Annotated in this window: 18 protein-coding genes; 6 read left to right on the top strand and 12 right to left on the bottom strand. The window is 72.0% G+C overall.

Going from position 1 to position 23,199, the window contains the following annotated elements; genetic code table 11:
- Positions 1 to 116 precede the first annotated feature (116 nt).
- Positions 117 to 1,277 (top strand): glycerate kinase, encoded by a 1,161-nt coding sequence (locus tag ACH4C6_RS17720; protein ID WP_398109491.1) that lies wholly within the window; start codon positions 117 to 119, stop codon positions 1,275 to 1,277.
- A 1,197-nt stretch (positions 1,278 to 2,474) separates the two neighbouring features.
- On the opposite strand, the gene pssA is transcribed toward ACH4C6_RS17720, so the two are convergent.
- The 9 genes from pssA to ACH4C6_RS17675 form a co-directional block, all read right to left on the bottom strand.
- A complete protein-coding gene (pssA, locus tag ACH4C6_RS17715) occupies positions 2,475 to 3,257 on the bottom strand; it encodes a CDP-diacylglycerol--serine O-phosphatidyltransferase (protein WP_333934415.1) in 783 nt (260 codons plus the stop codon).
- 58 nt (positions 3,258 to 3,315) lie between these two features.
- Complete coding sequence (locus ACH4C6_RS17710) at positions 3,316 to 3,972, bottom strand: phosphatidylserine decarboxylase (RefSeq protein ID WP_384321775.1); 657 nt, start codon at positions 3,970 to 3,972, stop codon at positions 3,316 to 3,318.
- 170 nt (positions 3,973 to 4,142) lie between these two features.
- Positions 4,143 to 5,348: an acyl-CoA dehydrogenase family protein gene (locus tag ACH4C6_RS17705; RefSeq protein ID WP_033309198.1), complete on the bottom strand. Its 1,206-nt coding sequence runs from the start codon at positions 5,346 to 5,348 to the stop codon at positions 4,143 to 4,145.
- 2 nt (positions 5,349 to 5,350) lie between these two features.
- Positions 5,351 to 5,863, bottom strand: coding sequence for a MaoC family dehydratase (locus tag ACH4C6_RS17700; protein ID WP_398109490.1), 513 nt, complete (start codon positions 5,861 to 5,863; stop codon positions 5,351 to 5,353).
- Between the two features lie 5 nt (positions 5,864 to 5,868).
- Positions 5,869 to 6,831: an HpcH/HpaI aldolase/citrate lyase family protein gene (locus ACH4C6_RS17695; RefSeq protein WP_398109489.1), complete on the bottom strand. Its 963-nt coding sequence runs from the start codon at positions 6,829 to 6,831 to the stop codon at positions 5,869 to 5,871.
- The gene (locus tag ACH4C6_RS17690) at positions 6,828 to 8,876 is read right to left on the bottom strand and encodes a protein meaA (RefSeq protein ID WP_398109488.1); all 2,049 of its coding nucleotides are present in this window, start codon (positions 8,874 to 8,876) and stop codon (positions 6,828 to 6,830) included. Before ACH4C6_RS17690 ends, ACH4C6_RS17695 begins: the two co-directional genes overlap by 4 nt.
- 17 nt (positions 8,877 to 8,893) lie before the next feature.
- On the bottom strand, positions 8,894 to 10,237 hold the full coding sequence (gene ccrA / locus ACH4C6_RS17685) for a crotonyl-CoA carboxylase/reductase (RefSeq protein ID WP_398109487.1): 1,344 nt from the start codon (positions 10,235 to 10,237) through the stop codon (positions 8,894 to 8,896).
- Between the two features lie 381 nt (positions 10,238 to 10,618).
- Positions 10,619 to 11,446 (bottom strand): TetR family transcriptional regulator, encoded by an 828-nt coding sequence (locus tag ACH4C6_RS17680; protein WP_398109486.1) that lies wholly within the window; start codon positions 11,444 to 11,446, stop codon positions 10,619 to 10,621.
- Positions 11,447 to 11,564: 118 nt separating this feature from the next.
- Complete coding sequence (locus ACH4C6_RS17675; RefSeq protein WP_398109485.1) at positions 11,565 to 13,370, bottom strand: 3-hydroxyacyl-CoA dehydrogenase family protein; 1,806 nt, start codon at positions 13,368 to 13,370, stop codon at positions 11,565 to 11,567.
- Positions 13,371 to 13,767: 397 nt separating this feature from the next.
- Here ACH4C6_RS17675 and ACH4C6_RS17670 point away from each other — a divergent pair, with 397 nt between their 5' ends.
- Entirely contained in the window at positions 13,768 to 14,343 is a 576-nt protein-coding gene (locus ACH4C6_RS17670; RefSeq protein WP_398109484.1) for an adenylosuccinate lyase, read from the top strand.
- A gap of 23 nt (positions 14,344 to 14,366) precedes the next feature.
- Here the strand turns inward: ACH4C6_RS17670 and ACH4C6_RS17665 are convergent, their stop codons facing one another.
- From ACH4C6_RS17665 to ACH4C6_RS17655, 3 genes are all read right to left on the bottom strand, one after another.
- Positions 14,367 to 14,939: a GNAT family N-acetyltransferase gene (locus ACH4C6_RS17665; protein WP_398109483.1), complete on the bottom strand. Its 573-nt coding sequence runs from the start codon at positions 14,937 to 14,939 to the stop codon at positions 14,367 to 14,369.
- Positions 14,940 to 14,994: 55 nt separating this feature from the next.
- Positions 14,995 to 16,596, bottom strand: a complete 1,602-nt coding sequence (locus tag ACH4C6_RS17660) for an alpha/beta hydrolase (RefSeq protein WP_398109482.1) — start codon at positions 16,594 to 16,596, stop codon at positions 14,995 to 14,997.
- Between the two features lie 137 nt (positions 16,597 to 16,733).
- Positions 16,734 to 17,774, bottom strand: coding sequence for an Rv2578c family radical SAM protein (locus ACH4C6_RS17655; protein WP_398109481.1), 1,041 nt, complete (start codon positions 17,772 to 17,774; stop codon positions 16,734 to 16,736).
- Positions 17,775 to 17,945: 171 nt separating this feature from the next.
- Between ACH4C6_RS17655 and ACH4C6_RS17650 the strand changes: the two genes are divergently transcribed.
- The 4 genes from ACH4C6_RS17650 (at position 17,946) to ACH4C6_RS17635 (ending at position 23,197) form a co-directional block, all read left to right on the top strand.
- Positions 17,946 to 18,389 carry an SRPBCC family protein gene (locus ACH4C6_RS17650; RefSeq protein WP_398109480.1) on the top strand — a complete coding sequence of 148 codons (444 nt, stop codon included), beginning with the start codon at positions 17,946 to 17,948 and terminating at the stop codon, positions 18,387 to 18,389.
- Between the two features lie 153 nt (positions 18,390 to 18,542).
- Positions 18,543 to 20,927, top strand: a complete 2,385-nt coding sequence (locus ACH4C6_RS17645) for an MFS transporter (protein ID WP_398109479.1) — start codon at positions 18,543 to 18,545, stop codon at positions 20,925 to 20,927.
- A gap of 130 nt (positions 20,928 to 21,057) precedes the next feature.
- Positions 21,058 to 21,891, top strand: a complete 834-nt coding sequence (locus tag ACH4C6_RS17640; protein WP_398109478.1) for a M55 family metallopeptidase — start codon at positions 21,058 to 21,060, stop codon at positions 21,889 to 21,891.
- A complete protein-coding gene (locus tag ACH4C6_RS17635) occupies positions 21,884 to 23,197 on the top strand; it encodes a M20/M25/M40 family metallo-hydrolase (RefSeq protein ID WP_398109477.1) in 1,314 nt (437 codons plus the stop codon). Before ACH4C6_RS17640 ends, ACH4C6_RS17635 begins: the two co-directional genes overlap by 8 nt.
- Positions 23,198 to 23,199: the final 2 nt, after the last annotated feature.

Here is a 23,199-nt window from a genome sequence, read left to right as displayed (position 1 = left end):
CCGCGGGGGTCCATGGGGTGGGCACGGGCTGACGGGGGACGGTTCCTCCGGTTAAGGTCGCAGCGGCGCGACTGGCCTTGACGTGCGTGAAGGCCCGGAGAGCAAGGGGAGTGCAAGTGGCGGACGCTGCAGGGAGCGGAACCCGGAAGGCACAGCGGGTGCTCGTCGCCGCGGACAAGTTCAAGGGGTCGCTGACGGCCGTGGAGGTCGCCGAGCGGGTCACGGCCGGGTTGCGCCATGTCCTGCCCGACCTCCGCGTCGAGGCGCTGCCCGTGGCCGACGGCGGCGACGGCACCGTGGCCGCGGCCGTCGCGGCCGGTTTCGAGCGCCGGGAGGTCCGGGTCGCCGGCCCCCTCGGCGACGAGGTGACGGCGGCGTACGCGCTGCGCGAGGGCACCGCCGTCGTGGAGATGGCCGAGGCGAGCGGGCTGCAACGGCTGCCCGAGGGGGTCTTCGCCCCGCTGACGGCCTCGACCCGCGGCTCCGGCGAGCTGCTGCGCGCCGCGCTGGATGCCGGGGCCCGCACCATCGTCTTCGGCGTGGGCGGCAGCGCCACCACCGACGGCGGCGCCGGGATGCTGGCGGCGCTGGGCGCCCGGTTCCTGGACGCGGAGGGGAGGCCGGTCCCCCCGGGGGGCGGTGGCCTCGCCGAGCTGGCGACGGCGGACCTGTCGGGTCTCGACCCGCGGCTGGCCGACGTCGAGCTGGTCCTCGCCAGCGACGTCGACAACCCGCTGACCGGCCCGAAGGGCGCGCCCGCGGTCTACGGCCCGCAGAAGGGCGCCTCACCGGACGACGTGGCGGCCCTGGACGCCGCCCTCGCGCACTTCGCGAAGGTGCTGGAGGAGACGGCCGGCCCGGAGGCGGCCGCGTACGCGGCGTCGCCGGGTGCGGGTGCGGCCGGCGGCATCGGTTACGGCGCCCTGCTCCTGGGCGCCCGGTTCCGCCCCGGCATCGAGGTCATGCTCGACGTCCTGGGCTTCGCGCCCGCCCTGGACCGCGCCGATCTGGTGATCACCGGCGAGGGCTCCCTCGACGAGCAGACGCTGCACGGCAAGGCCCCGGCGGGCGTCGCCACGGCGGCCCGCGCCGCCGGCCGGGACGTCGTGGCCGTCTGCGGCCGCCTCGCCCTCCCCCCGGAGGTCCTGGGCCGGGCCGGCATCCGCAGGGCGTACCCCCTGACGGACGAGGAGCCGGACGTGGCGAAGTGCATCGCCGAGGCGGGCCCCCTCCTGGAGCGCGTCGCCCGGCGCATCGCCCAGGACTTCCTGACCTGAGCGCTGCCCGTGAGCCGGGGCCCGGGCGGAGCCGGGCTCCAGGCTGAGCGGATGCCCGACCTGAGCCGGTTCCCGAGCTGAGCCCGGATCCCAGCTGGGCGCGATCCCGCTCCGAGCGGCTCCCGCCCGAGCCGGCTCCGACCACCCCGCCTGCGGTTGCCCGCCTGCGGTTGCCCGGCTGCGGTTGCCCGGCTGTGGCTGCCCGGCTGTGGCTGCCCGGCTGCGGCCCCCGCCTGCGGCCGCCCGCCTGTGGCCGCCCGGCTGCGGCTGTCCGGCTGCGGCTGTCCGGCTGCGGCTGTCCGCCTGCGGCCCCCGCCTCCGGCCGCCCGCCTGCGGCCGCCCGGCTGTGGCCGCCCGGCTACGGCCCCCGCCTGCGGCAGCCCGCCTGCGGCAGCCCGCCTGCGGCCGCCGGGCTTCGGCCGTCCGCTCCAGCGGCCCGCCCGCGGCTCTTCGCCTCCAATCGCGCACCTACGGACGTCCGGCTCCGGCCGCCCGGCTGCGGCTGCCCGCCTGCGGCTGCCCGCCTGCCGCCGCCCGGCTGCGGCCCCCGCCTGCGGCCTCTCGCCTGCGGCTGCCCGGCTGCGGCCCCCGCCTCCGGCCACCCGCCTGCGGCCGCCGGGCTTCGGCCGCCCGCTCCAGCGGCCCGCCCGCGGCTCTTCGCCTCCAACCGCGCACCTACGGACGTCCGGCTCCGGCCGCCCGCCTGTGGCCGCCCGGCTGCGGCTGCCCGCCTGCGGTTGCCCGCCTGCGGTTGCCCGGCTGCGGCTGCCCGGCTGCGGCTGCCCGCCTGCGGCCGCCCGCCTGCGGCTGCCCGCCTGCGGCCGCCTGCCTGCGGCTGCCCGGCTGCGGCTGCCCGCCTGCGGCCGCCCGCCTGCGGCTGCCCGCCTGCGGCCGCCTGCCTGCGGCCACCCGCCTGCGGCCCCCGCCTCCGGCCGCCCGCCTCCGGCCGCCGGGCTTCCGCCGCCCGGTCCAGCGGCCCGCCCGCGGCCATTCGCCTCCAGCCGCGCGCCTGCGGACGTCCGGCTCAGGCCGTCCGCCTGCGGCCTCTCGCCACGTACTCCAGCAGGGGTCCGCCCGCCGGGCGCTGGTGGGCCCCGGAGGCCGGGTACCTCGCGGCGTGGCGTTGCGGCACCCGCGTCCGGGCACGGGAAGGGCCCCGGACCGTCACCCGGTCCGGGGCCCTTCGCCTGTGTCCTGCTACGGCAGCTGCGCCGCCCGTGCCTCGCGACGGTTGTCGCGAAAGTTGTTCACCCGCCGGGCCGTCGCGAACAGCGGGATGACCGCCCCCATGACCAGCTGCAGCGCGCAGCCCGTCTGGAGCAGCAGCTGGCCGCTCGGCGCGTCGAACGCCCAGGCCGCCATCAGGCCCATGCCCAGCACGATCCACGACAGCATCGCCACGGCGAGCCGGCCCCGCGGCTTCGGGTACTCCACGCGGCTCACCATCAGCCACGCCGTCCCCAGGATCGCCAGCAGGGTCGCCACGAAGGGCAGCTCCAGCAGGACGATCGACACGACCGTGAGCGCGCCGAACGGTGACGGCATGCCCTGGAAGGTGCCGTCCTTGACCGTGACGCACGAGAACCGGGCGAGCCGCAGCACCACCGCCAGCAGCACCACGATGGCCCCGACCGCGGCGACCCGCTGGTACGCGCCGTCCGCGACCATGCCGTAGACGAGCACGAAGTACGCCGGCGCCAGGCCGAAGCTGATCAGGTCCGACAGGTTGTCCAGCTCGGCGCCCATGGGCGAGGACCGCAGCTTGCGCGCCACCAGGCCGTCGAACAGGTCGAAGACCGCCGCGCAGAGCATGAGGATGACCGCCGTGGCCGCGCTGTTGCGTGCCATGCCGGTCTCCTGGCTGCCCATGAGATCCGGGATCAGGATGCCGGTGGTGGTGAAGTACACCGCCATGAAGCCGCACGTGGCGTTGCCGAGCGTCAGCGTGTCCGCTATCGACAGCCGGAGGGAGAGGGGCATCTCCTCTTCCTCGTCGACCTCGTCGGACCCCGGGACCCAGCCGGACTTGGTATCAGGATCAACCACGGTCAATGCGAGTCACCCCAGCCACGGTCTTCTGCCCCACCTCGACCGCGACCTCCACGCCCTCGGGCAGGTAGAGGTCGACGCGCGAGCCGAAGCGGATCAGGCCGATCCGCTCGCCCTGCTCGACCTTGGTGCCCTGAGGCACGTAGGGGACGATGCGGCGGGCGACGGCACCGGCGATCTGGATCATCTCGATGTCGCCGAGCTCGGTGTCGAAGTGCCAGACGACGCGCTCGTTGTTCTCGCTCTCCTTGTTGAAGGCGGGAACGAAGCCACCGGGCACGTGCTCGACCGACGTCACGGTGCCGGCCAGCGGCGCGCGGTTGACGTGGACGTTGAGCGGGCTCATGAAGATCGCGACGCGGGTGCGGCCGTCCTTCCACGGCATGATGCTCTGCACCACACCGTCGGCGGGCGAGATGACCCGGCCCTGGGTGATCTCGCGCTCGGGGTCGCGGAAGAACCACAGCATGCCCGCCGCCAGCGCGGTGGCGGGAACGGCCACGGCCTTGGCGGCGCCGGAACGGCGCGCGCGGGCCAGGCTGAGTGCTGCGGTGGCGACGGTCGGAAGAAGCCACGGCGATGCTCCGCGCGCGAGGCGTACGCCGGCCCGGCTGTCGCGAGATGCAGAGGTTTGGCTGTGGGGCATGGATGACCTTCGTAGCGGATGATGCCGCACTCTGACGGGGGACGGCGGCTTTCCGGCGATCGTAGCGGCTCGCGGCCCTAACTGGGTAAGCCAGGCTGCCGAGTCGGCGGCTGGGGCGTGCTGACGGGGTGTGATCTTCTTCTCCAAGAAAACACCCCGTATCCGGACATCTAGCCCTGGAATCGATACTCTTCGAGCAGCCGCCTGCCGATGATCATTTTCTGGATCTCGGCGGTACCTTCACCGATCAGCAGCATCGGCGCCTCGCGGTAGAGGCGCTCGATCTCGTACTCCTTGGAGAAGCCGTAGCCGCCGTGGATCCGGAAGGCGTCCTCGACGACCTCCTTGCAGTACTCGGAGGCGAGGTACTTCGCCATCCCAGCCTCGAGGTCGTTTCGCTCCCCGGAGTCCTTTTTGCGTGCCGCGTTCACCATCATCGCATGCGCGGCCTCGACCTTGGTAGCCATCTCGGCCAGCTTGAACTGGATCGCCTGGTGCTGGGCGATCGCCTTGCCGAAGGTGTGCCGTTGCTGCGCGTACTGCACGCCCAGTTCGAACGCACGCTGCGCGACGCCGCAGCCACGCGCCGCCACGTTCACACGGCCGACCTCGACGCCGTCCATCATCTGGTAGAAACCGCGGCCCGTGACCCCGCCGAGCACGCGGTCCGCGGGAATCCGCAGGCCATCCATGATGAGCTCGGTGGTGTCGACCCCCTTGTAGCCCATCTTGTCGATCTTGCCGGGGATGGTGAGACCGGGGCGGACCTCGCCGAAGCCGGGCTCCTTCTCCACCAGGAAGGTGGTCATCGACTTGTGGGGCGCCGTGCCCTCGGGGTGACCTTCGTCACTCCGGACCAGAACGGCCACCAGCGACGACGTTCCGCCGTTCGTCAGCCACATCTTCTGGCCGTTCAGGACGTACTCCTCGCCGTCCTTCACCGCCTTGGACGTGATCGCCGACACGTCCGAGCCGAGAGCCGGCTCCGACATCGAGAACGCGCCCCGGATGTCCCCGGCCGCCATGCGCGGCAGGAAGTGGTCCTTCTGCTCCTGCGTGCCGTGCTGCTTGAGCATGTAGGCCACGATGAAGTGGGTGTTGATGATGCCGGACACCGACATCCAGCCGCGGGCGATCTCCTCGACGCACAGCGCGTACGTCAGGAGCGACTCGCCCAGACCGCCGTACTCCTCGGGAATCATCAGGCCGAACAGGCCCAACTCCTTCAGTCCGTCGACGATCGCTTGCGGGTACTCGTCGCGGTGCTCCAGCTCCGTGGCGACCGGGATGATCTCCTTGTCCACGAAGTCCCGGACGGTGGACAGGATCTCCTGCTGGACGTCCGTCAGACCGGCGGTCTGGGCGAGTCGCGCCATGGCTACTTCTCCTGCTCCCTGAGCTCGGGGCGGCCGGGCTGCTCGCCGCCGCGCTCCTTGATGCACGTCTCGGTCGGCACCATCACCTTGCGGCGGAACACGCAGACCAGCGTGCCGTCCTGCTTGTAGCCCTTGGTCTCCACGTACACGATGCCGCGGTCGTTCTTGGACTTCGACGGCCACTTGTCGAGCACGGTCGTCTGGCCGTAGACCGTGTCGCCGTGGAAGGTCGGCGCCACATGCTTGAGCGACTCGATCTCCAGGTTGGCGATGGCCTTGCCGGAGATGTCCGGTACGGACATGCCGAGCAGCAGCGAGTAGATGTAGTTGCCCACCACGACGTTCTTGCCGAAGTCCGTCGTCTTCTCCGCATAGTTCGTGTCCATGTGGAGGGGGTGGTGGTTCATGGTGAGGAGACAGAACAGGTGGTCGTCGTACTCCGTGACCGTCTTGCCCGGCCAGTGCTTGTACGTCGCGCCGACCTCGAACTCCTCGTAGGTGCGTCCGAACTGCATGGCGCTCAGCCCTCCGGGATCTCGAACTTGCTGGTGCGCTGCATGCCGGCGGCGCGGCCCTTGCCGGAGATGACCAGCGCCATCTTGCGGCTGGCCTCGTCGATCATCTCGTCGCCGAGCATCGCCGAGCCCTTCTTGCCGCCCGCCTCGGACGTGTAGTAGTCGTACGCGTCCAGGATCAGCTCGGCGTGGTCGTAGTCCTCCTGCGACGGCGAGAAGATCTCGTTGGAGGCCTCGACCTGGCCCGGGTGCAGCACCCACTTGCCGTCGAAGCCGAGGGCGGCGGCGCGCTGCGCGACCGCGCGGTAGCCCTCGACGTTGCGGATCTGGAGGTAGGGGCCGTCGATCGCCTGGAGGTTGTTGGCGCGGGCGGCCATGAGGATCTTCATCAGGATGTAGTGGTAGGCGTCGGCCGGGTAGCCGGGCGGCTGCTCGCCCACGACCAGCGACTTCATGTTGATGGACGCCATGAAGTCGGCCGGGCCGAAGATGATGGTCTCCACGCGCGGGGAGGCCTGGGCGATCTCGTTGACGTTGTTCAGGCCCTGGGCGTTCTCGATCTGCGCCTCGATGCCGATGCGGCCGACCTCGAAGCCCATGGTCTTCTCGATCTGCGTCAGCAGCAGGTCCAGCGCCACGATCTGCTGGGCGTCCTGCACCTTCGGCAGCATGATGCAGTCGAGGTTGGGGCCGGCGCCCTCGACGACCGTGACGACGTCGCGGTAGGTCCACTCGGTCGTCCAGTCGTTGACGCGGACGACCCGCGTCTTGCCCGTCCAGTCGCCCTCGTTGAGGAACTTCACGATGGTGTGCCGCGCCTCGGGCTTGGCCAGCGGGGCGCACGCGTCCTCCAGGTCGAGGAAGACCTGGTCCGCGGGGAGGCCCTGCGCCTTCTCCAGGAAGCGCGGGTTCGAGCCCGGTACCGCCAGGCAGGAACGCCGGGGGCGAAGGCGGTTGACGGTCGTCATGCGGGGACCTCCAGGGGGTCGAGCTGGTTCGCTTTCCGGATCTCGTCGACGATGCGGCCGATGATCCCGGTGATGTCGAAGTCCTTCGGGGTGAAGACCGCGGCCACTCCGGCTTCCCTGAGCTGCTCGGCGTCACCATTCGGGATGATGCCACCGGCGATCACGGGGATGTCTGTGGCACCGGCCACACGCAGCCGTTCGAGGACGTCCGGGACCAGCTGGGCGTGCGATCCGGACAGGATCGACAGGCCGACCGCGTGCACGTCCTCGGCGAGGGCCGCGTCCACGATCTGCTCCGGCGTCAGCCGGATGCCCTGGTAGACCACCTCGAAGCCGGCGTCCCGCGCGCGCACCGCGATCTGCTCGGCGCCGTTGGAGTGCCCGTCCAGGCCCGGCTTGCCGACCAGGAAGCGCAGCTTGCCCACGTCCAGGTCCTTGGCGGTCAGCTCCACCTTGCGGCGGACCAGGGCCAGCGAGCTGCCCTCCTCGACCGGCACGGCCACCGGCGCCGAGGAGACGCCCGTGGGCGCCCGGAACTCGCCGAACACCTCGCGCAGGGCCCCGGCCCACTCGCCGGTCGTCGCGCCGGCGCGGGCGCACTCCAGGGTGGCCTCCATGAGGTTCTCGTTGCCGCGGGCGGCGTCCTTCAGGCGCTCCAGGGCCTTGCAGGGCCTCGGGTGGTTGAAGGGCGGCTGGTAGCGGCTGTCCCGCCACTGCTGCAGCCCGGCGATGACCCGGGCCTCGACCGCCGGGTCCACCGTCTGGATGGCGGTGTCCAGGTCGGCGGTCAGGGGGTTGGGTTCGGTGCCCTCGAAGATGTTGACGCCGACGATCTTCTCCTGGCCGGACTCGATCCGGCCGCGGCGCTCGGCGTGCGAGGCGACCAGCTGCGACTTGAGGTAGCCGGACTCGACGGCCGCCATCGCGCCGCCCATCTCCTGGATGCGGTCGATCTCGGCGAACGCCTCCTCGACCAGCCGGTCCACCTTCGCCTCGATCACCTTCGAGCCCTCGAAGACGTCCTCGTACTCCAGCAGGTCGCTCTCGTACGCCAGGACCTGCTGGATGCGCAGCGACCACTGCTGGTCCCACGGGCGGGGCAGGCCCAGGGCCTCGTTCCAGGCGGGCAGCTGCACGGCGCGCGCGCGGGCGTCCTTGGAGAGGGTGACGGCCAGCATCTCCAGCACGATCCGCTGGACGTTGTTCTCCGGCTGCGCCTCGGTCAGACCCAGGGAGTTGACCTGGACGCCGTAGCGGAAGCGGCGCTGCTTGGGGTTCTCGATGCCGTACCGCTCGCGGGTGATGCGGTCCCAGATGCGGCCGAACGCCCGCATCTTGCACATCTCCTCGATGAAGCGGACGCCCGCGTTCACGAAGAAGGAGATGCGCGCGACGACGTCGCCCATGCGGTCCTGCGGCACCTGGCCGGAGTCGCGCACCGCGTCCAGCACGGCGATGGCGGTGGACATCGCGTACGCGATCTCCTGGACCGGTGTGGCGCCCGCCTCCTGCAGGTGGTAGCTGCAGATGTTGATCGGGTTCCACTTCGGCATGTGGGAGACCGTGTACGCGATCATGTCCGTCGTCAGGCGCAGGCTCGGTCCCGGCGGGAAGACGTGCGTGCCGCGGGAGAGGTACTCCTTGACGATGTCGTTCTGGGTCGTGCCCTGGAGCTTGGTGATGTCGGCACCCTGCTCCTCGGCGACGACCTGGTAGAGCGCCAGCAGCCACATGGCCGTGGCGTTGATGGTCATCGAGGTGTTCATCTGCTCCAGGGGGATGTCCTGGAACAGCCGGCGCATGTCACCGAGGTGCGCGATCGGCACGCCCACCCGTCCGACCTCGCCGCGGGCGAGGATGTGGTCGGAGTCGTAGCCGGTCTGCGTCGGCAGGTCGAACGCCACCGACAGACCCGTCTGGCCCTTGGCGAGGTTGCGCCGGTACAGCTCGTTGGACGCCTCGGCCGTGGAGTGACCGGCGTACGTGCGCATGAGCCACGGCCGGTCCTTCTCCCGCCTGCCGTCGGCGGGCTGACGCTCAGTCATCTGTGCTCCCGGGTGTCTCAGATGTTGCGGAAGCGGTTGATGGCGTCGATGTGCTGGGCGCGCTTGGCCTCGTCGCGCACGCCCAGGCCCTCCTCGGGGGACATGCAGAGCACGCCGACCTTGCCCTGGTGGAGGTTGCGGTGCACGTCGAACGCGGCCTGGCCGGTGTCCTCCAGGGAGTACACCTTGGACAGCGTGGGGTGGATCTTGCCCTTCGCGATGAGCCGGTTGGCCTCCCAGGCCTCGCGGTAGTTGGCGAAGTGCGAGCCGATGATGCGCTTCAGCGACATCCACAGGTAGCGGTTGTCGTACTCGTGCATGTAGCCCGAGGTCGAGGCGCAGGTGGTGATGGTGCCGCCCTTGCGGGTGACGAACACGGACGCGCCGAAGGTCTCCCGGCCCGGGTGCTCGAAGACGATGTCGATGTCCTCGCCGCCGGTGAGCTCGCGGATGCGCTTGCCGAAGCGCTTCCACTCCCTGGGGTCCTGGGTGTTCTCGTCCTTCCAGAACTTGTAGCCCTCGGCGGTGCGGTCGATGATCGCCTCGGCGCCCATCGAGCGGCAGATGTCCGCCTTCTGCTCGCTGGAGACGACGCAGATCGGGTTGGCGCCGCCGGCGAGGGCGAACTGCGTGGCGTAGGAGCCGAGTCCGCCGCTCGCGCCCCAGATGAGGACGTTGTCGCCCTGCTTCATGCCGGCGCCGTTGCGGGAGACCAGCTGCCGGTAGGCGGTGGAGTTGACCAGACCGGGGGCGGCGGCCTCCTCCCAGCTGAGGTGGTCGGGCTTGGGCATCAGCTGGTTGGACTTCACCAGGGCGATCTCGGCGAGGCCGCCGAAGTTGGTCTCGAAGCCCCAGATGCGCTGCTCGGGGTCGAGCATCGTGTCGTTGTGGCCGTCGCTGGACTCCAGCTCGACGGACAGGCAGTGGGCGACGACCTCGTCGCCGGGGCGCCAGGCGTTGACGCCCGGGCCGGTGCGCAGGACGACGCCCGCGAGGTCGGAGCCGATGATGTGGTACGGCAGGTCGTGCCGCTTGGCCAGCTCGTTGGTGCGGCCGTAGCGCTCCAGGAAGCCGAAGGTGGACAGCGGCTCGAAGATCGACGTCCACACCGAGTTGTAGTTGACCGACGAGGCCATGACGGCCACCAGCGCCTCGCCCGGGCCGAGCTCGGGCAGCGGCACCTCGTCCAGGTGGATCGACTTGCGGGGGTCCTTGTCGCGCGTGGCGAGCCCGGCGAACATCTCCGTCTCGTCCTTGTGCACGGTGATCGCGCGGTACGACTCGGGCAGCGGGAGGGCGGCGAAGTCCTCCGACGTGGAGTCGGGCGACTGGATCGCGGCCAGGATGTCCTTCACGGTCACGGTGTTGCCTCCGGCGGTGAGCGCCCTGAGGGAGGGGCGCCGATGGTTACGTCGGTGCTGCTGAGGGTTGAGGGGTGCCGTCGGTTCGGCGGTGGTGCTGATCGGCGGCGCATGGTGGCGCGGGAGGTTGCCTGTGACGCAGGCGTCCGGACGTGCAGGCGGGTTCGGCCTGCCGGGACGTCGCCCGGACTCCTTCAACGTATGACACCGCGTGTCACCCCGCAAGGCACTGAGTGCCAGATCTTGATCTCAGATGAAATCTTTACGCAACATATGAGCGATGATCGATCGAACAGGGTCGGCCAGGGCCCGCAAAATGGCCCCTGACATGCCAAAACGGCCACCCCGAAGGGTGGCCGTCATCACAGTGCCGTGAGCTGTTCAGCGCTCCTTGAGGGCCTGCTCGATGGTCCGCATGACCTCGTCCAGCGGGGCGTCCGTGCGGGCCACTGTCACCAGCACCTCGCCCTGCGTCGAGGTCGTCGCCGCGGCCGGCTGGGGGTCCGCGGAGCGCCCTGCGCCGATGCCGGTCCCGAAGGTCCTGCGCACGATGGCGAACGCGTGGTCCAGCTGCGCCTCCACATCGCCCTGACCGCCGGCCCTGAGCCAGCGCCGCAGCACGTGGTTGTGCGCGGTGACCACCGCCGAGGCGGCCACCTCCGCCAGCAGCGGGTCGTCGTTGGCGTCGTCGGCGTGCGCGCGCTCGTCGAAGTGGCCGAGGAGGTAGCGGGTGAACAGCCGCTCGTAGCGGGCCACCGAGGCGATCTCCGCCTCGCGCAGGGTGGGCACCTCGCGCGTCAGCTTGTAGCGGGCGACCGAGATCTCCGGCCGGGCCGCGTACATCCGCATGACCTCCTTGATCCCGCGGCACACGGTGTCGAGCGGATGCTCGTGCGCGGGCGCCGCGTTGAGCACCGCCTCGGCGCGGATCAGGGTGTCGTCGTGGTCGGGGAAGATCGCCTCTTCCTTGGAGCGGAAGTGGCGGAAGAACGTACGGCGGGCCACCCCGGCCCGGGCCGCGATCTCGTCGACGGTGGTCGCCTCGTACCCCTTCGTCGCGAAGAGCTCCATCGCGGCGGCCGCCAGTTCCCGGCGCATCTTGAGCCGCTGGGCGGCGGCACGGGAGCCGGCGGCGCTCTCCGGGGCGTCGGCCGCGGCGGGGGTACGTGAGGACTTGGCGGGCTGGGGCATGCCCTGAACGTACTGCATGTGCGCAGCTCGGTGCGCGTGACCTGGGTGCCGGAAGCCGCCGGGGGGCGGGGCGGACCGGTCCGGGCCGAGGAGCCCGCCCCACTCCGCCCCGGACCGGGGCCGGCCGCCGGGACGCTCAGCGCTTGGCATATTCGCGGAAGCCGCGGCCGGTCTTCCGGCCGAGGCAGCCCGCGGCCACCAGGTGCTCCAGCAGCGGCGCCGGGGCGAGACCCGGGTCGCGGAACTCGCGGTGCAGGACCTTCTCGATGGCGAGCGAGACGTCGAGTCCGACGACGTCCAGCAGCTCGAACGGACCCATCGGGTAGCCGCCGCCCAGCTTCATCGCGGCGTCGATGTCGTCGAGCGAGGCGTAGTGCTCCTGCACCATCTTGACCGCGTTGTTGAGGTACGGGAACAGCAGCGCGTTCACGATGAAGCCGGCCCGGTCCCCGCAGTCCACCGCGTGCTTGCGGATCCGGCCGCAGACCTCGCGGACCGTGGCGTGCACGTCGTCGGCGGTCAGCACGGTGCGCACCACCTCGACCAGCTTCATGGCCGGCGCCGGGTTGAAGAAGTGCATCCCGATGACGTCCTGCGGCCGCGAGGTGGCCCGGGCGCAGGCGACGACCGGCAGGGAGGAGGTCGTCGTGGCCAGGATCGCGCCCGGCTTGCAGACCTTGTCCAGCGTGGCGAACAGCTGCCGCTTGACCTCCAGGTCCTCGGCGACCGCCTCCAGGGCCAGATCGACGCCGGCGAAGTCCTCGTAGCTGCCGGTGGCCGTGATGCGGTCCAGGGTCTCGGCGGCGGCCTCGGCGGTCATGCGGCCCTTGTCGACCGAGCGCGCCAGGGACTTGCCGATGCGGGCCTTGGCGGTCTGCGCCTTCTCCTCGCTGCGCGCGGCCAGGACGACCGCGTAGCCGGCCTTGGCGAAGACCTCGGCGATCCCGGAGGCCATGGTGCCCGAACCGGCCACCCCGACCGAGGACACGGTCCGGCCGGCGACCGCCGTGCCGTTCTCCGAGGGGGTCAGCGCGTCCGGCACGACGACCGCGCTGCCCGGCGCCTCGTACGTGTAGAAGCCGCGCCCCGCCTTGCGGCCCGTCAGACCCGCCTCGCTGAGCTGCCTGAGGATGGGGGCCGGGGCGTGCAGCCGGTCGTGGGAGGCGGTGTACATGGCCTCCAGGACCGTGCGCGCGGTGTCGACGCCGATCAGGTCGAGCAGCGCCAGCGGGCCCATGGGCAGTCCGCAGCCCAGGCGCATCGCGGCGTCGATGTCCTCGCGGGAGGCGTACCGCGCCTCGTACATGGCGGCGGCCTGGTTGAGGTAGCCGAACAGCAGGCCGTCGGCGACGAAACCGGGCCGGTCGCCGACCGCGACGGGCTCCTTGCCCAGGTCGAGCGCGAGGTCGGTGACGGCCGTGACGGCGGCGGGGGCGGTCAGCACCGAGGACACGACCTCGACCAGCTTCATCGCCGGCGCCGGGTTGAAGAAGTGCAGGCCCAGCACCCGTTCGGGCCGTGCGGAGTCGGCCGCCAGCCGCGTGACGGACAGCGCGTTGGTGCCGGTCGCCAGGATCGTCCCCGGACGCACGATCGCGTCGAGCTCCCGGAAGATCTGCTGCTTGACCTCGTACGACTCCGGGGCCACCTCGATGACCAGGTCGGCGTCGGCCGCGGCACGCAGGTCGGAGGAGGTGCGCACCCGGGCCAGGATCTCGGCACGGTCCTGCTCGGTCAGCCGGCCGCGCTCCACGCCGCGGGCGGTGGAGGCCTCCAGGGCGGCGACGCACGTGGCGGCCTGGGCCTCGCTGATGTCGATGCCGACGACCTCGCGGCCGGCCTTGGCGAGGACCTCGGCGATGCCGGTGCCCATCGTGCCGAGACCGACGACGGCGACGGTGCGCAGCGGGGACTGGGACGGGTCGGAAAGGGGAGTGGCCATCGCGGGACTCCAGGATGAGGGTGACGACGGGGAACGCCTCCCGGGTGCGCCGCGCGAGGACCGGCGGAAGCCGGGTCGCGGACGCACCGGGTGCGTGAGGAATGCGGGTGTGGGCCGGGCTGCGAAGCGCACACGCCCGGTGCCGTCTTCCGCGGGCGTGCACACGCCCGGAGGGGGACGGCCGTCCGACCGGCCCTGTCCCGGGGCCGAGCCGTACTGCGGTACCTGAGGCACCGAACCGACTGCTCTCACGGCGGCCGCGTCACCAGACCGCCCTGAGGGATCGCGAGTGGGTAACTCGCTCGTCTGAGCTTAACCGGCGGGTAACGAGCGCGCCAGCCCCCGGTGTTTGTGATGTACGTCCCGTGGGGGCCACGGCCCGCCTAACCTCTCAGTCATGGACGAAGAGTTGCGATCACTCACGGAGCGCTTACGGCAGGAGTCCGGAGGCCCGCCGGCGTTCGAGCGGCTCGCGGCGACCGACGACCCGGACGTGCTCGCGGCGGTGCTGACCGAGCAGGGGCAGCCGCTGTGGGCCCGTGAACTGGCCGCGTTCCGGCTGGGCGTGGCGGGGGACCGGCGGGCCTTCGAAGCGCTGGTGCTGCTGCTCAACCACCGTGATCCGCCGCGCTGCGCCTCCGCCGCGCACGCCCTCGCCCGGCTCGGCGACCCCCGCACCGCGCGCGCGGCCGCCGCCCTCGCCACCAACGAACTGCGCGTCGCCTACGCCCTGCACCCGGTGCGGCTCCTGGTCGACCTGCGGGCACCGGAGGCCGTGCCGGCGCTGATCACCACCCTGCGGCGGCGGTTGCGTCCGCACGACCCCTACCGCCGGGTCGCCCTGGCCTGCGTGGACGGTCTCGGGACCCTGGGCGACGACCGGGCCCGCCCGGTGCTGAACGAGGCCCTCGCCCATCCGGCACTGGCCGAGGCGGCGGTACGGGCCCTGGGGCGGATCCCCGGACAGAGGTGAGGCGCCGGCGGTCGCCGGGCGCGTCAGCGGGGCAGGGGCCGGACGTACCGCACCTCGGGTACCGCGACCCCATCCACCTCGAAGGACTCCGCGGCGCCGTCCGCGCGGAAGCCGGCCCGTTCGTAGAAGCGGCGGGCCCGGCGGTTCTCCTCGAGCACCCACAGGAACATGCGGCCGTGGCCGGCGGCGGCGCACCGCGCGACCGACGCCGAGAGCAGCGCCCGCCCGGTGCCTCGTCCCAGCCGGCTGGGGTGGACGTAGAGGGCGTACAACTCGGCGTCCCCGGCGAGGGTGTCGCCGTCCCGGTACGGCCCGTGGCACGCCCAGCCGGCGAGTGCACCGCCCGCGTCCTCGGCGACCAGGTTCACCACCCGGCCGTCGGCGCGGGAGAGGTGCGCGCGGCGCCGCTCGGCGTCCTCCTCGACGCTGAGCCCGTCGAGATACGCCTGCGGCATCATGCCCCGGTAGGCGTGCTGCCGGCCCCGGACGCGGATCCCGGCGACGCCCTCGCAGTCGGCCGCGGTCATCTCCCGTATCCGCACGGCCGCAGGGGCGCGGCCACCGCCGGGGACGGAAACGCTCGTCGGCTCCTTCATGGGTCCATGGTGGCCCACGGCCGGCGGCGTCCGTCCCCGACGGACCGTCAGCCGCTCAGCGGCGGAAGCCGAGCAGCCCGTGCAGCGCCGAGCCCTTCGAGGAGGCCGGCGACGTCCCCCGTGCCGAGGCGGAAGTGCCGGACCCGGCGGGCTCCGGATCGGGCAGTGCCTCGCACACTGCGTCCGCCGCGCCGTGACCGCGCGGGACGGTGCCGTCCGTGAGGTAGGCGGCCAGGTGCTTGTCCAGGCAGGCGTTGCCGCTCAGCGTGATGCCGTGGTTGCCGCCGCCCTGCTCGACCACCAGGCTGGACCGGGCCAGCAGACGGTGGGTCGTGACGGCACCCTGGTACGGCGTTGCCGCGTCGCCGGTCGCCTGGAACAGCAGCACCGGTGGCAGCTTGCCGTTGGCGACGTTCACCGGGCGCCGCGACTCCGTCGGCCAGAACGCGCACGGCGCGTTGTACCAGGCGTTGTTCCAGGTCATGAAAGGCGCCTTGCCGTACACCGCCCAGTTGTCCCGGCGCCACTGCCGCCAGTCGCGCGGCCAGCCGGCGTCCCGGCACTGGACCGAGGTGTAGACGCTGTACCCGTTGTCGCCGGAGGCGTCGACCGCGCCGAGGCTCTCGTACGCCTCGACCAGCGGCCCCGGGTTCTTGTCCACGGCGTACGCCGCGAACGCCTCGGCCAGGAGGGGCCAGTAGCCGTTGTAGTAGCCGCCGGGGATGAAGGTGTCCTCCAGTTCCGAGGCGCCCACCGTGCCCTGCGCGGGCTTCTTCGCCAGGGCCGCGCGCATGGCGTACCACCTGGCCTCGACCCTCTCGGGGTCGGTGCCCAGCCCGTAGGCGCCGTCGTGGCGTGCGACCCAGGCCAGGAAGGCGCGGTGGCGGTCGTCGAAGGCCACGTCCTGGTTCAGGTTGGCCTCGTACCAGACGTCGGTCGGGTCGACGACCGAGTCCAGGATCAGTCGCCGCACGCGCTCGGGGAAGTACCGGGCGTACACCGCCCCCAGGTAGGTGCCGTACGAGTAGCCGAAGTAGTTGAGCTTCTTGGCGCCCAGGGCTCGCCGGATCGCGTCCATGTCGCGCACGGCGCTGGTGGTGTCGATGTACGGCAGGAGGTGCCCGTACTTCTTGCCGCAGGCGGCGGCGAAGGCCTTGGCGCGGTCGAGGTTGGCCCTCTCGATCGCGGGCGTCGCGGGGACGGAGTCCGGGCGGACCGGGTCGAAGTGGCCCGGCTTGCAGTCCAGCGCGGGCTTGCTGGCCCCCACGCCGCGCGGGTCGAAGCCGATGACGTCGTACTGGGCCGCGACCTTCGCGGGCAGCGACGAGGCGACGAACCCGGCGAGCGTCAGGCCGCTGCCGCCGGGGCCGCCCGGGTTGACCAGCAGGGGGCCCTGGTAGGTGCGGGCGGTGTGCGGGACGCGGGACAGGGCGAGGGTGATCTGCTTCCCCCGCGGCCTGCGGTGGTCCAGGGGCACCTTCAGGGACGCGCACTGGAGCGTCGGGTGGTCGTCGGTGGCGCAGCTCTTCCAGGAGAGCTGCGCGGTCTGCACGGTGGTGGGGGCGGTGCTGGTTGCGCTCGCCTCGGCGGGAACGGCCGTGAAGGTCCCGGCCATGACGACGGCGGCGCCGCACAGCGCGGCTGCGCGTTTTCTCATGGAGTCCTCCCAGGACGGCGGGATGTCGGACCGCGGGGGTCACCGTCCTCGCCGCATCGTCCCGGAATCCGGTCCTGGAAGAACTCATTCCGTAAAACTCATGACCCGATTGGATCGCCGGTTGCGCTCGAATGCTCCTAAAGGAGCGAAAGTTGGGTGGGGCCGGACACCGGCGGTTCCTCCGCCGGTTCGGGCGGCCGGATCCGCCGCGGTGCCGCCGGGCGCGTGGGCCCGATGCCGTACTCCTCGGCCAGCTCGTGCACCTGACGGGTGATCCGGCGCTGGTACCACTTCGGCGCGTAGGAGCCCTCGGCGTACAGCCGCTCGTAGCGCGCGACCAGATACGGGTGGTGGCGGGCCAGCCAGGCGATGAACCACTCCCGGGCGCCGGGCCGCAGGTGCAGCACCAGCGGGGTCACGGACGTGGCGCCGCAGGCCGCTATCTCCCGCACCGTGGCCCGCAGTTGGTCCGGCCCGTCGCTCAGGAAGGGGATGACCGGTGCCATCAGCACGCCGCAGCCGATGCCGAGCTCCCCGAAGGCGCGGACGACCTCCAGGCGCCGCTGCGGTGCGGGGGTGCCCGGCTCCACGGTGCGCCACAGCTCCTGGTCGGTGAAGCCGACCGAGACCGAGATGCCGACGTCGGTCACCTCGGCCGCCTGCCGGATCAGGTCCAGGTCGCGCAGGATCAGCGTGCCCTTGGTCAGGATGGAGAACGGGTTGGCGTGGTCGCGCAGGGCGGCGATGATGCCCGGCATCAGCCGGTAGCGGCCCTCGGCGCGCTGGTAGCAGTCGACGTTGGTGCCCATCGCGATGTGCTCGCCGTGCCAGCGGGGCGAGGCGAGCTGCCGCCGCAGCAGCTCGGGCGCGTTGGTCTTGACGACGATCTGGCTGTCGAAGCCCAGCCCCGTGTCGAGGTCGAGATAGCTGTGCGTCTTGCGCGCGAAGCAGTACACGCACGCGTGCGAGCACCCCCGGTAGGGGTTGACCGTCCACTGGAACGACATCCGCGAGACCGCGGGCACCCGGTTGATGATCGACCGGGCCCGGACCTCGTGGAAGGTGATCCCCGCGAACTCCGGCGTGTCGAAGGTCCGGGTCGTCACCGTGTCCGCGCCGAACAGCGCGGCGTCGGCCCGGCCGTGTTCGGGGTCCACGGTGAGGTTCTCCCAGCGCATGACGCCTCCTCGGTAGCACTGCCCACACAATAGAACACATGTTCCCTTGATCGTGCGAGGGTGCTTTCCGAACGGGTGCGACCGTGTTGCGCCACCCCGATTTGGGGGGCCGCGCGGCGGGGTGGTTGGCTTGCCCCGACCCCCCGAGCAACCAGGTCCTGGAGGAAAGCGATGGCGCAGGTCGAGGCCACTACGGAGCGGATCGTCGCGGCGGACGCGGAGACGGTGTTCGACGCCCTCGCCGACTACAGCGGCACGCGCGCGAAGCTGCTGCCCGAGCAGTTCAGCGAGTACGAGGTGCGCGAGGGCGGGGACGGCGAGGGCACGCTGGTCCACTGGAAGCTCCAGGCCACCAGCAAGCGGGTGCGCGACTGCCTGCTGGAGGTCACCGAGCCCACCGACGGCGAGCTGGTCGAGAAGGACCGCAACTCCTCCATGGTCACCACCTGGCGCGTCACCCCGGCCGGGGAGGGGAAGTCCCGGGTCGTCGTGACCACCACCTGGACCGGCGCCGGCGGCATCGGCGGCTTCTTCGAGAAGACGTTCGCCCCGAAGGGGCTCGGCCGCATCTACGACGCGATGCTCACCCGGCTCGCCGCCGAGGTCGAGAAGTAGGCCGCCAAGAGTCCAGCCGGGAGGGCCTGTTGAGGTCCTCACCGGTTCGAGTGATCTCCGTGCGGTTCGCTCCTGTGCCGTAACTCGTCGCGCTTGCTCGTAGTTGTCGCTTTTACGCGGGAATTGTGCGGCACGCGACGAGGGGAGCGGTGAGTGGGCGGGATCACTCTGGCGCAGGACGAACCGGCGGTGGCGCCTCCCGCCACCCCCGCGCCGCCGCCGGATCCGGAGCGCGGACCGGCCCCGCAGCGGGTCAGGCTGGTCTTCTTCGCGCTCATGCTGGCCCTGCTCCTGGCCGCCCTGGAGCAGATGATCGTCGCCACGGCGCTGCCGAAGATCGTCGGCGAACTGCACGGCCTGGACCGCATGTCCTGGGCGATCACCGCCTACCTGCTCACCGCCACGGTCGGGCTGCCGATCTACGGCAAGCTCGGGGACCTGCTCGGCCGCAAGGGCGTCTTCCAGTTCGCCATCGTCGTCTTCGTCGCCGGCTCCGCCCTGGCGGGCCGCGCGCAGACCATGGACCAGCTGATCGCCTTCCGCGCCCTCCAGGGCGTGGGCGCGGGCGGGCTCATGATCGGGGTCCAGGCGATCATCGCCGACATCGTGCCGCCCCGCGAGCGCGGGCGCTACATGGGGCTGATCGGCGCCTCCTTCGGCCTCGCCTCGGTGGCCGGCCCGCTCCTCGGCGGCTACTTCACCGACCACCTCTCCTGGCGCTGGTGCTTCTACGTCAACGTCCCTTTCGGCATCGTCACGTTCGCCGTCGTCGCGGTCGCGCTGAAGCTGCCGAAGCCCGCCGCCCGGGCCCGGTTCGACGTCCTCGGCGCGCTGCTGCTGACCGCCGCCTCCACCTGTCTGGTGCTGCTGACCAGCTGGGGCGGGACCGAACACGCCTGGGGTTCGCGGGTGATCCTCGGCCTGGCCGCGGGAGCGGGGGCGGCGACCGTGCTCTTCCTGGTCGTCGAGCGGTTCGCCGTCGAACCCCTCATGCCCCTGCGGCTGTTCAGGGACTCCGTCTTCAACGTCACCGGCCTGGTGGGCTTGGTGGTCGGCGTCGGGCTGTTCGGCGCGGCCAGCTACCTGCCGACCTACCTGCAGATGGTCGACGGCGCCTCCGCCACCGAGTCGGGCCTGCTCATGCTGCCCATGATGGCCGGCATCGTCGGCGCCTCCATCGTCTCGGGCCAGCTCATCAGCCACACCGGCCGCTACAAGGCCTACCCCGTCCTCGGCGGCGTGCTCTCCGTCGCCGGCATGTGGCTGCTGTCCCGGCTGGAGGTCGGCACGCCCCGGCTGCACTACAGCATCTGGATGGCCGTCCTCGGCGCCGGCATCGGCCTGGTGATGCCGGTGCTCGTCCTCGCCGTGCAGAACTCGGTGCGCCCGGGCGACCTCGGCACCGCCACCAGCGCCAACAACTACTTCCGGCAGATCGGCGGCAGTGTCGGGGCCGCCGTCTTCGGCACCCTGTTCGCCGACCGGCTCACCGACGCCCTGGCCGAGCGCCTCCCCGCCGGCGGCGGCCTGCCCGACCCCGAGGCCATCACGCCGCAGCTGGTGCACGCCCTGCCCCCGGACCTGCGCGACGGCTACATCCGGGCCTACGCCGACGCCATGCCGCGGATCTTCCTCTACCTGGTGCCGGTGCTGGTCCTCGGACTGGTCATCGCCTTCTTCCTCAAGGAGAAACCCCTGGTGTCCCACAACGCCTCGCTGACCGACCCGGGCACGGCACCGGGGATGGCCCCGGTCCCGCCGGCGCGCGCCGCGTACGCCGGCGGCGTCCCCGTCTGCGGCTGTGTGCAGCACCCCGACGGGACCGTCGTGCCCCGCGCGGCGCTCACCCTCATCGACGTCACCGGGCAGCAGACCGGACGCGGCGCGAGCGGCGACGACGGCAGGTACGCGCTGGCCACTCCCGGCCCCGGCTCCTACGTGCTGATCGCCGCGGCCGGCGGCCACCAGCCGCAGGCCGTCTCCGTGACCGTGGGCGAGCGGCCCGTCGAACTCGACATCGTCCTCGGCGGCGCCGGCAACCTCGTCGGCAGCGTGGTCACCGCCGACGGCACGCCCGTGCGGGAGGCCACCGTCACGCTCACCAACGTGCACGGCGAGGTCGTGGCCACCACCCGCACCGGCCGGGAGGGCGGCTACGTCATCACCGAGCTGGTGGCCGGCGAGTACACCCTCGCCGCCAGCGCCCCCGCCTTCCGCCCCGCGGCGCTGCCCGTCACGGTCCAGGCGGCCCGTGAGACCCGCCGGGACATCGAACTGGCCGGCGGTGCCGTTCTGCGCGGCACCGTCCGGGCCGGTGGCGGACGGCCCGTGGAGGACGCCCGCGTCACCCTGCTCGACGTGGCGGGCAACGTCGTCGACACCCTCACCACCGGCCCCGACGGCACCTTCCGCTTCGTCGACCTGTCCTCCGGCGAGTACACCGTCATCGCCGCCGGCTACCCCCCGGTCGCCACCGTCCTGCAGGTGGCCGGAGGCGGACGCACCGAGCGCGACCTCCAGCTCGGCCACGAGGACTGACGCAGGGGATCCCCTCGCGGCGGCCTGCCGCGGGGGCGTACCGTCTCCGGGTGGGGCGGCGTCGTAGCCGGGTGCGCCCGCAGCGCGTAACGTGACGAACCATGAAGATCTCCACCCGGGACGGCTCGTCATGAGAATCCTCATCAGCGCCGACATGGAAGGCTCCACCGGCGTCACCTGGCCGGACGACGTGATGCCCGGCGCCTCCCAGTGGGAGCGCTGCCGTGCGCTGTTCACCTCGGACGTCAACGCCGCCGTGCTCGGCTTCCACGACGGCGGCGCCGACGAGGTGATCATCAACGAGGCGCACTCGACGATGCGCAACCTGCTGCTGGAGCAGCTGGACGAGCGGGCCCGGATGCTCACCGGCCGGCACAAGGCGCTGTCCATGGTGGAGGGCGTGCAGCACGGCGACGTCGACGGCGTCGCCTTCGTCGGCTACCACGCGGGCGCCGGCATGGAGGGCGTCCTGGCGCACACCTACCTCGCCAACTCCATCACGGGCGTGTGGCTCGACGACGTCCGGGCGAGCGAGGGCCTGCTCAACGCGCACGTCGTCGCCGAGTTCGGGGTGCCGGTGGTGCTGGTCACCGGCGACGACGTGGCGTGCGAGGACGCGCTGGGGTACGCGCCGGAGGCGCTGAAGGTCGCGGTCAAGGACCACGTGTCGCGGTACGCGGCCGTGTGCCGCACCCCCGCCCGCACCGCGGCGGACATCCGGGCCGCGGCGAAGGAGGCCGCCGCGCTGGCGGTCCGTCACGAACCGGTCCGCGGCGGCCCGTTCACGATCGCCGTCGAGTTCGACGCCGAGCACCTGGCGATGGCGGCCACGGTCGTGCCGGGGGTCGACCGGATCGCGGAGCGCAAGGTGGCGTACACGAGCGGGACCATGTACGAGGGGATCCGCACCTTCAAGGCGGTCACCACGATCGTCGCGGCCGCGGTGGAGGAGCAGTATGGCTGAGCAGGTGGACGCGCAGGCACTGGACGAGGTCGTGACGTACACGTCCGACCTCATCCGCATCGACACCACCAACCGGGGCGGCGGGGACTGCCGGGAGCGGCCCGCTGCCGAGTACGCCGCCGCACGCCTGGCCGAGGCCGGCATCGAACCGACGCTGCTGGAGCGCACCGAGGGCCGGACGAACGTCGTCGCCCGCATCGAGGGCACCGACCCGGGGGCCGACGCGCTGCTGCTGCACGGCCATCTCGACGTCGTGCCCGCCGCGGCCGCCGACTGGAGCGTGCACCCGTTCTCGGGCGAGGTCCGCGACGGCGTGGTCTGGGGGCGCGGCGCCGTCGACATGAAGAACATGGACGCGATGATCCTGTCCGTCGTGCGCGCCTGGGCCCGCCAGGGCGTACGGCCCCGCCGGGACATCGTCGTCGCCTTCACCGCCGACGAGGAGGCCAGCGCCGAGGACGGCGCGGGATTCCTCGTGCAGCAACACCCCGGCCTGTTCGAGGGCTGCACGGAAGGCATCAGCGAGTCCGGGGCGTTCACCTTCCACGACGGCAACGGCCGGCAGATCTACCCCGTGGCCGCCGGGGAGCGCGGCACCGCCTGGCTGAAGCTCACCGCCCGCGGCCGCGCCGGGCACGGCTCCAAGGCCAACCGGGACAACGCGGTGACCCGGCTCGCGGCCGCCGTCACCCGCATCGGCGAGTACGAGTGGCCCCTGCGCCCCACCGCGACCGTACGCGCGGCGCTCGCCGAACTGGCCGCGGTCTACGGCATCGACGGCGACCTCGACGACGTCGACGCGCTGCTGCGCAAGCTCGGCCCCGCCGCGAAGCTCGTCGAGTCGACCGTGCGCAACAGCGCCAACCCGACCATGCTGGACGCCGGTTACAAGGTCAACGTGATCCCGGGCGAGGCCGTCGCCCACGTGGACGGCCGGTTCCTGGCCGGTGGCGAGGACGAGTTCCGCAGCACCCTCGACCGCCTCACCGGTCCCGACGTGGACTGGGAGTTCCACCACCGCGAGGTGGCCCTGGAGTCGCCGCTCGACTCCCCGACGTACGCCCGGATGCGGGCGGCGATCGAGGAGTTCGCCCCCGAGGGGCACGTCGTGCCCTACTGCATGTCCGGCGGCACGGACGCCAAGCAGTTCTCACGCCTGGGCGTCACCGGCTACGGTTTCACCCCGCTCAGGCTCCCGGAGGGCTACGACTACGCCGCCATGTTCCACGGAGTCGACGAGCGGGTGCCGGTCGAGGCGCTGCACTTCGGCGTCCGCGTGCTCGACCGGTTCCTGCGGACGGTCTGAAC

The organism is Streptomyces sp. NPDC017943 (assembly GCF_044328425.1).
GTDB lineage: Bacteria > Actinomycetota > Actinomycetes > Streptomycetales > Streptomycetaceae > Streptomyces > Streptomyces djakartensis_A.
This window is presented reverse-complemented; position numbering and strand designations above follow the sequence as displayed.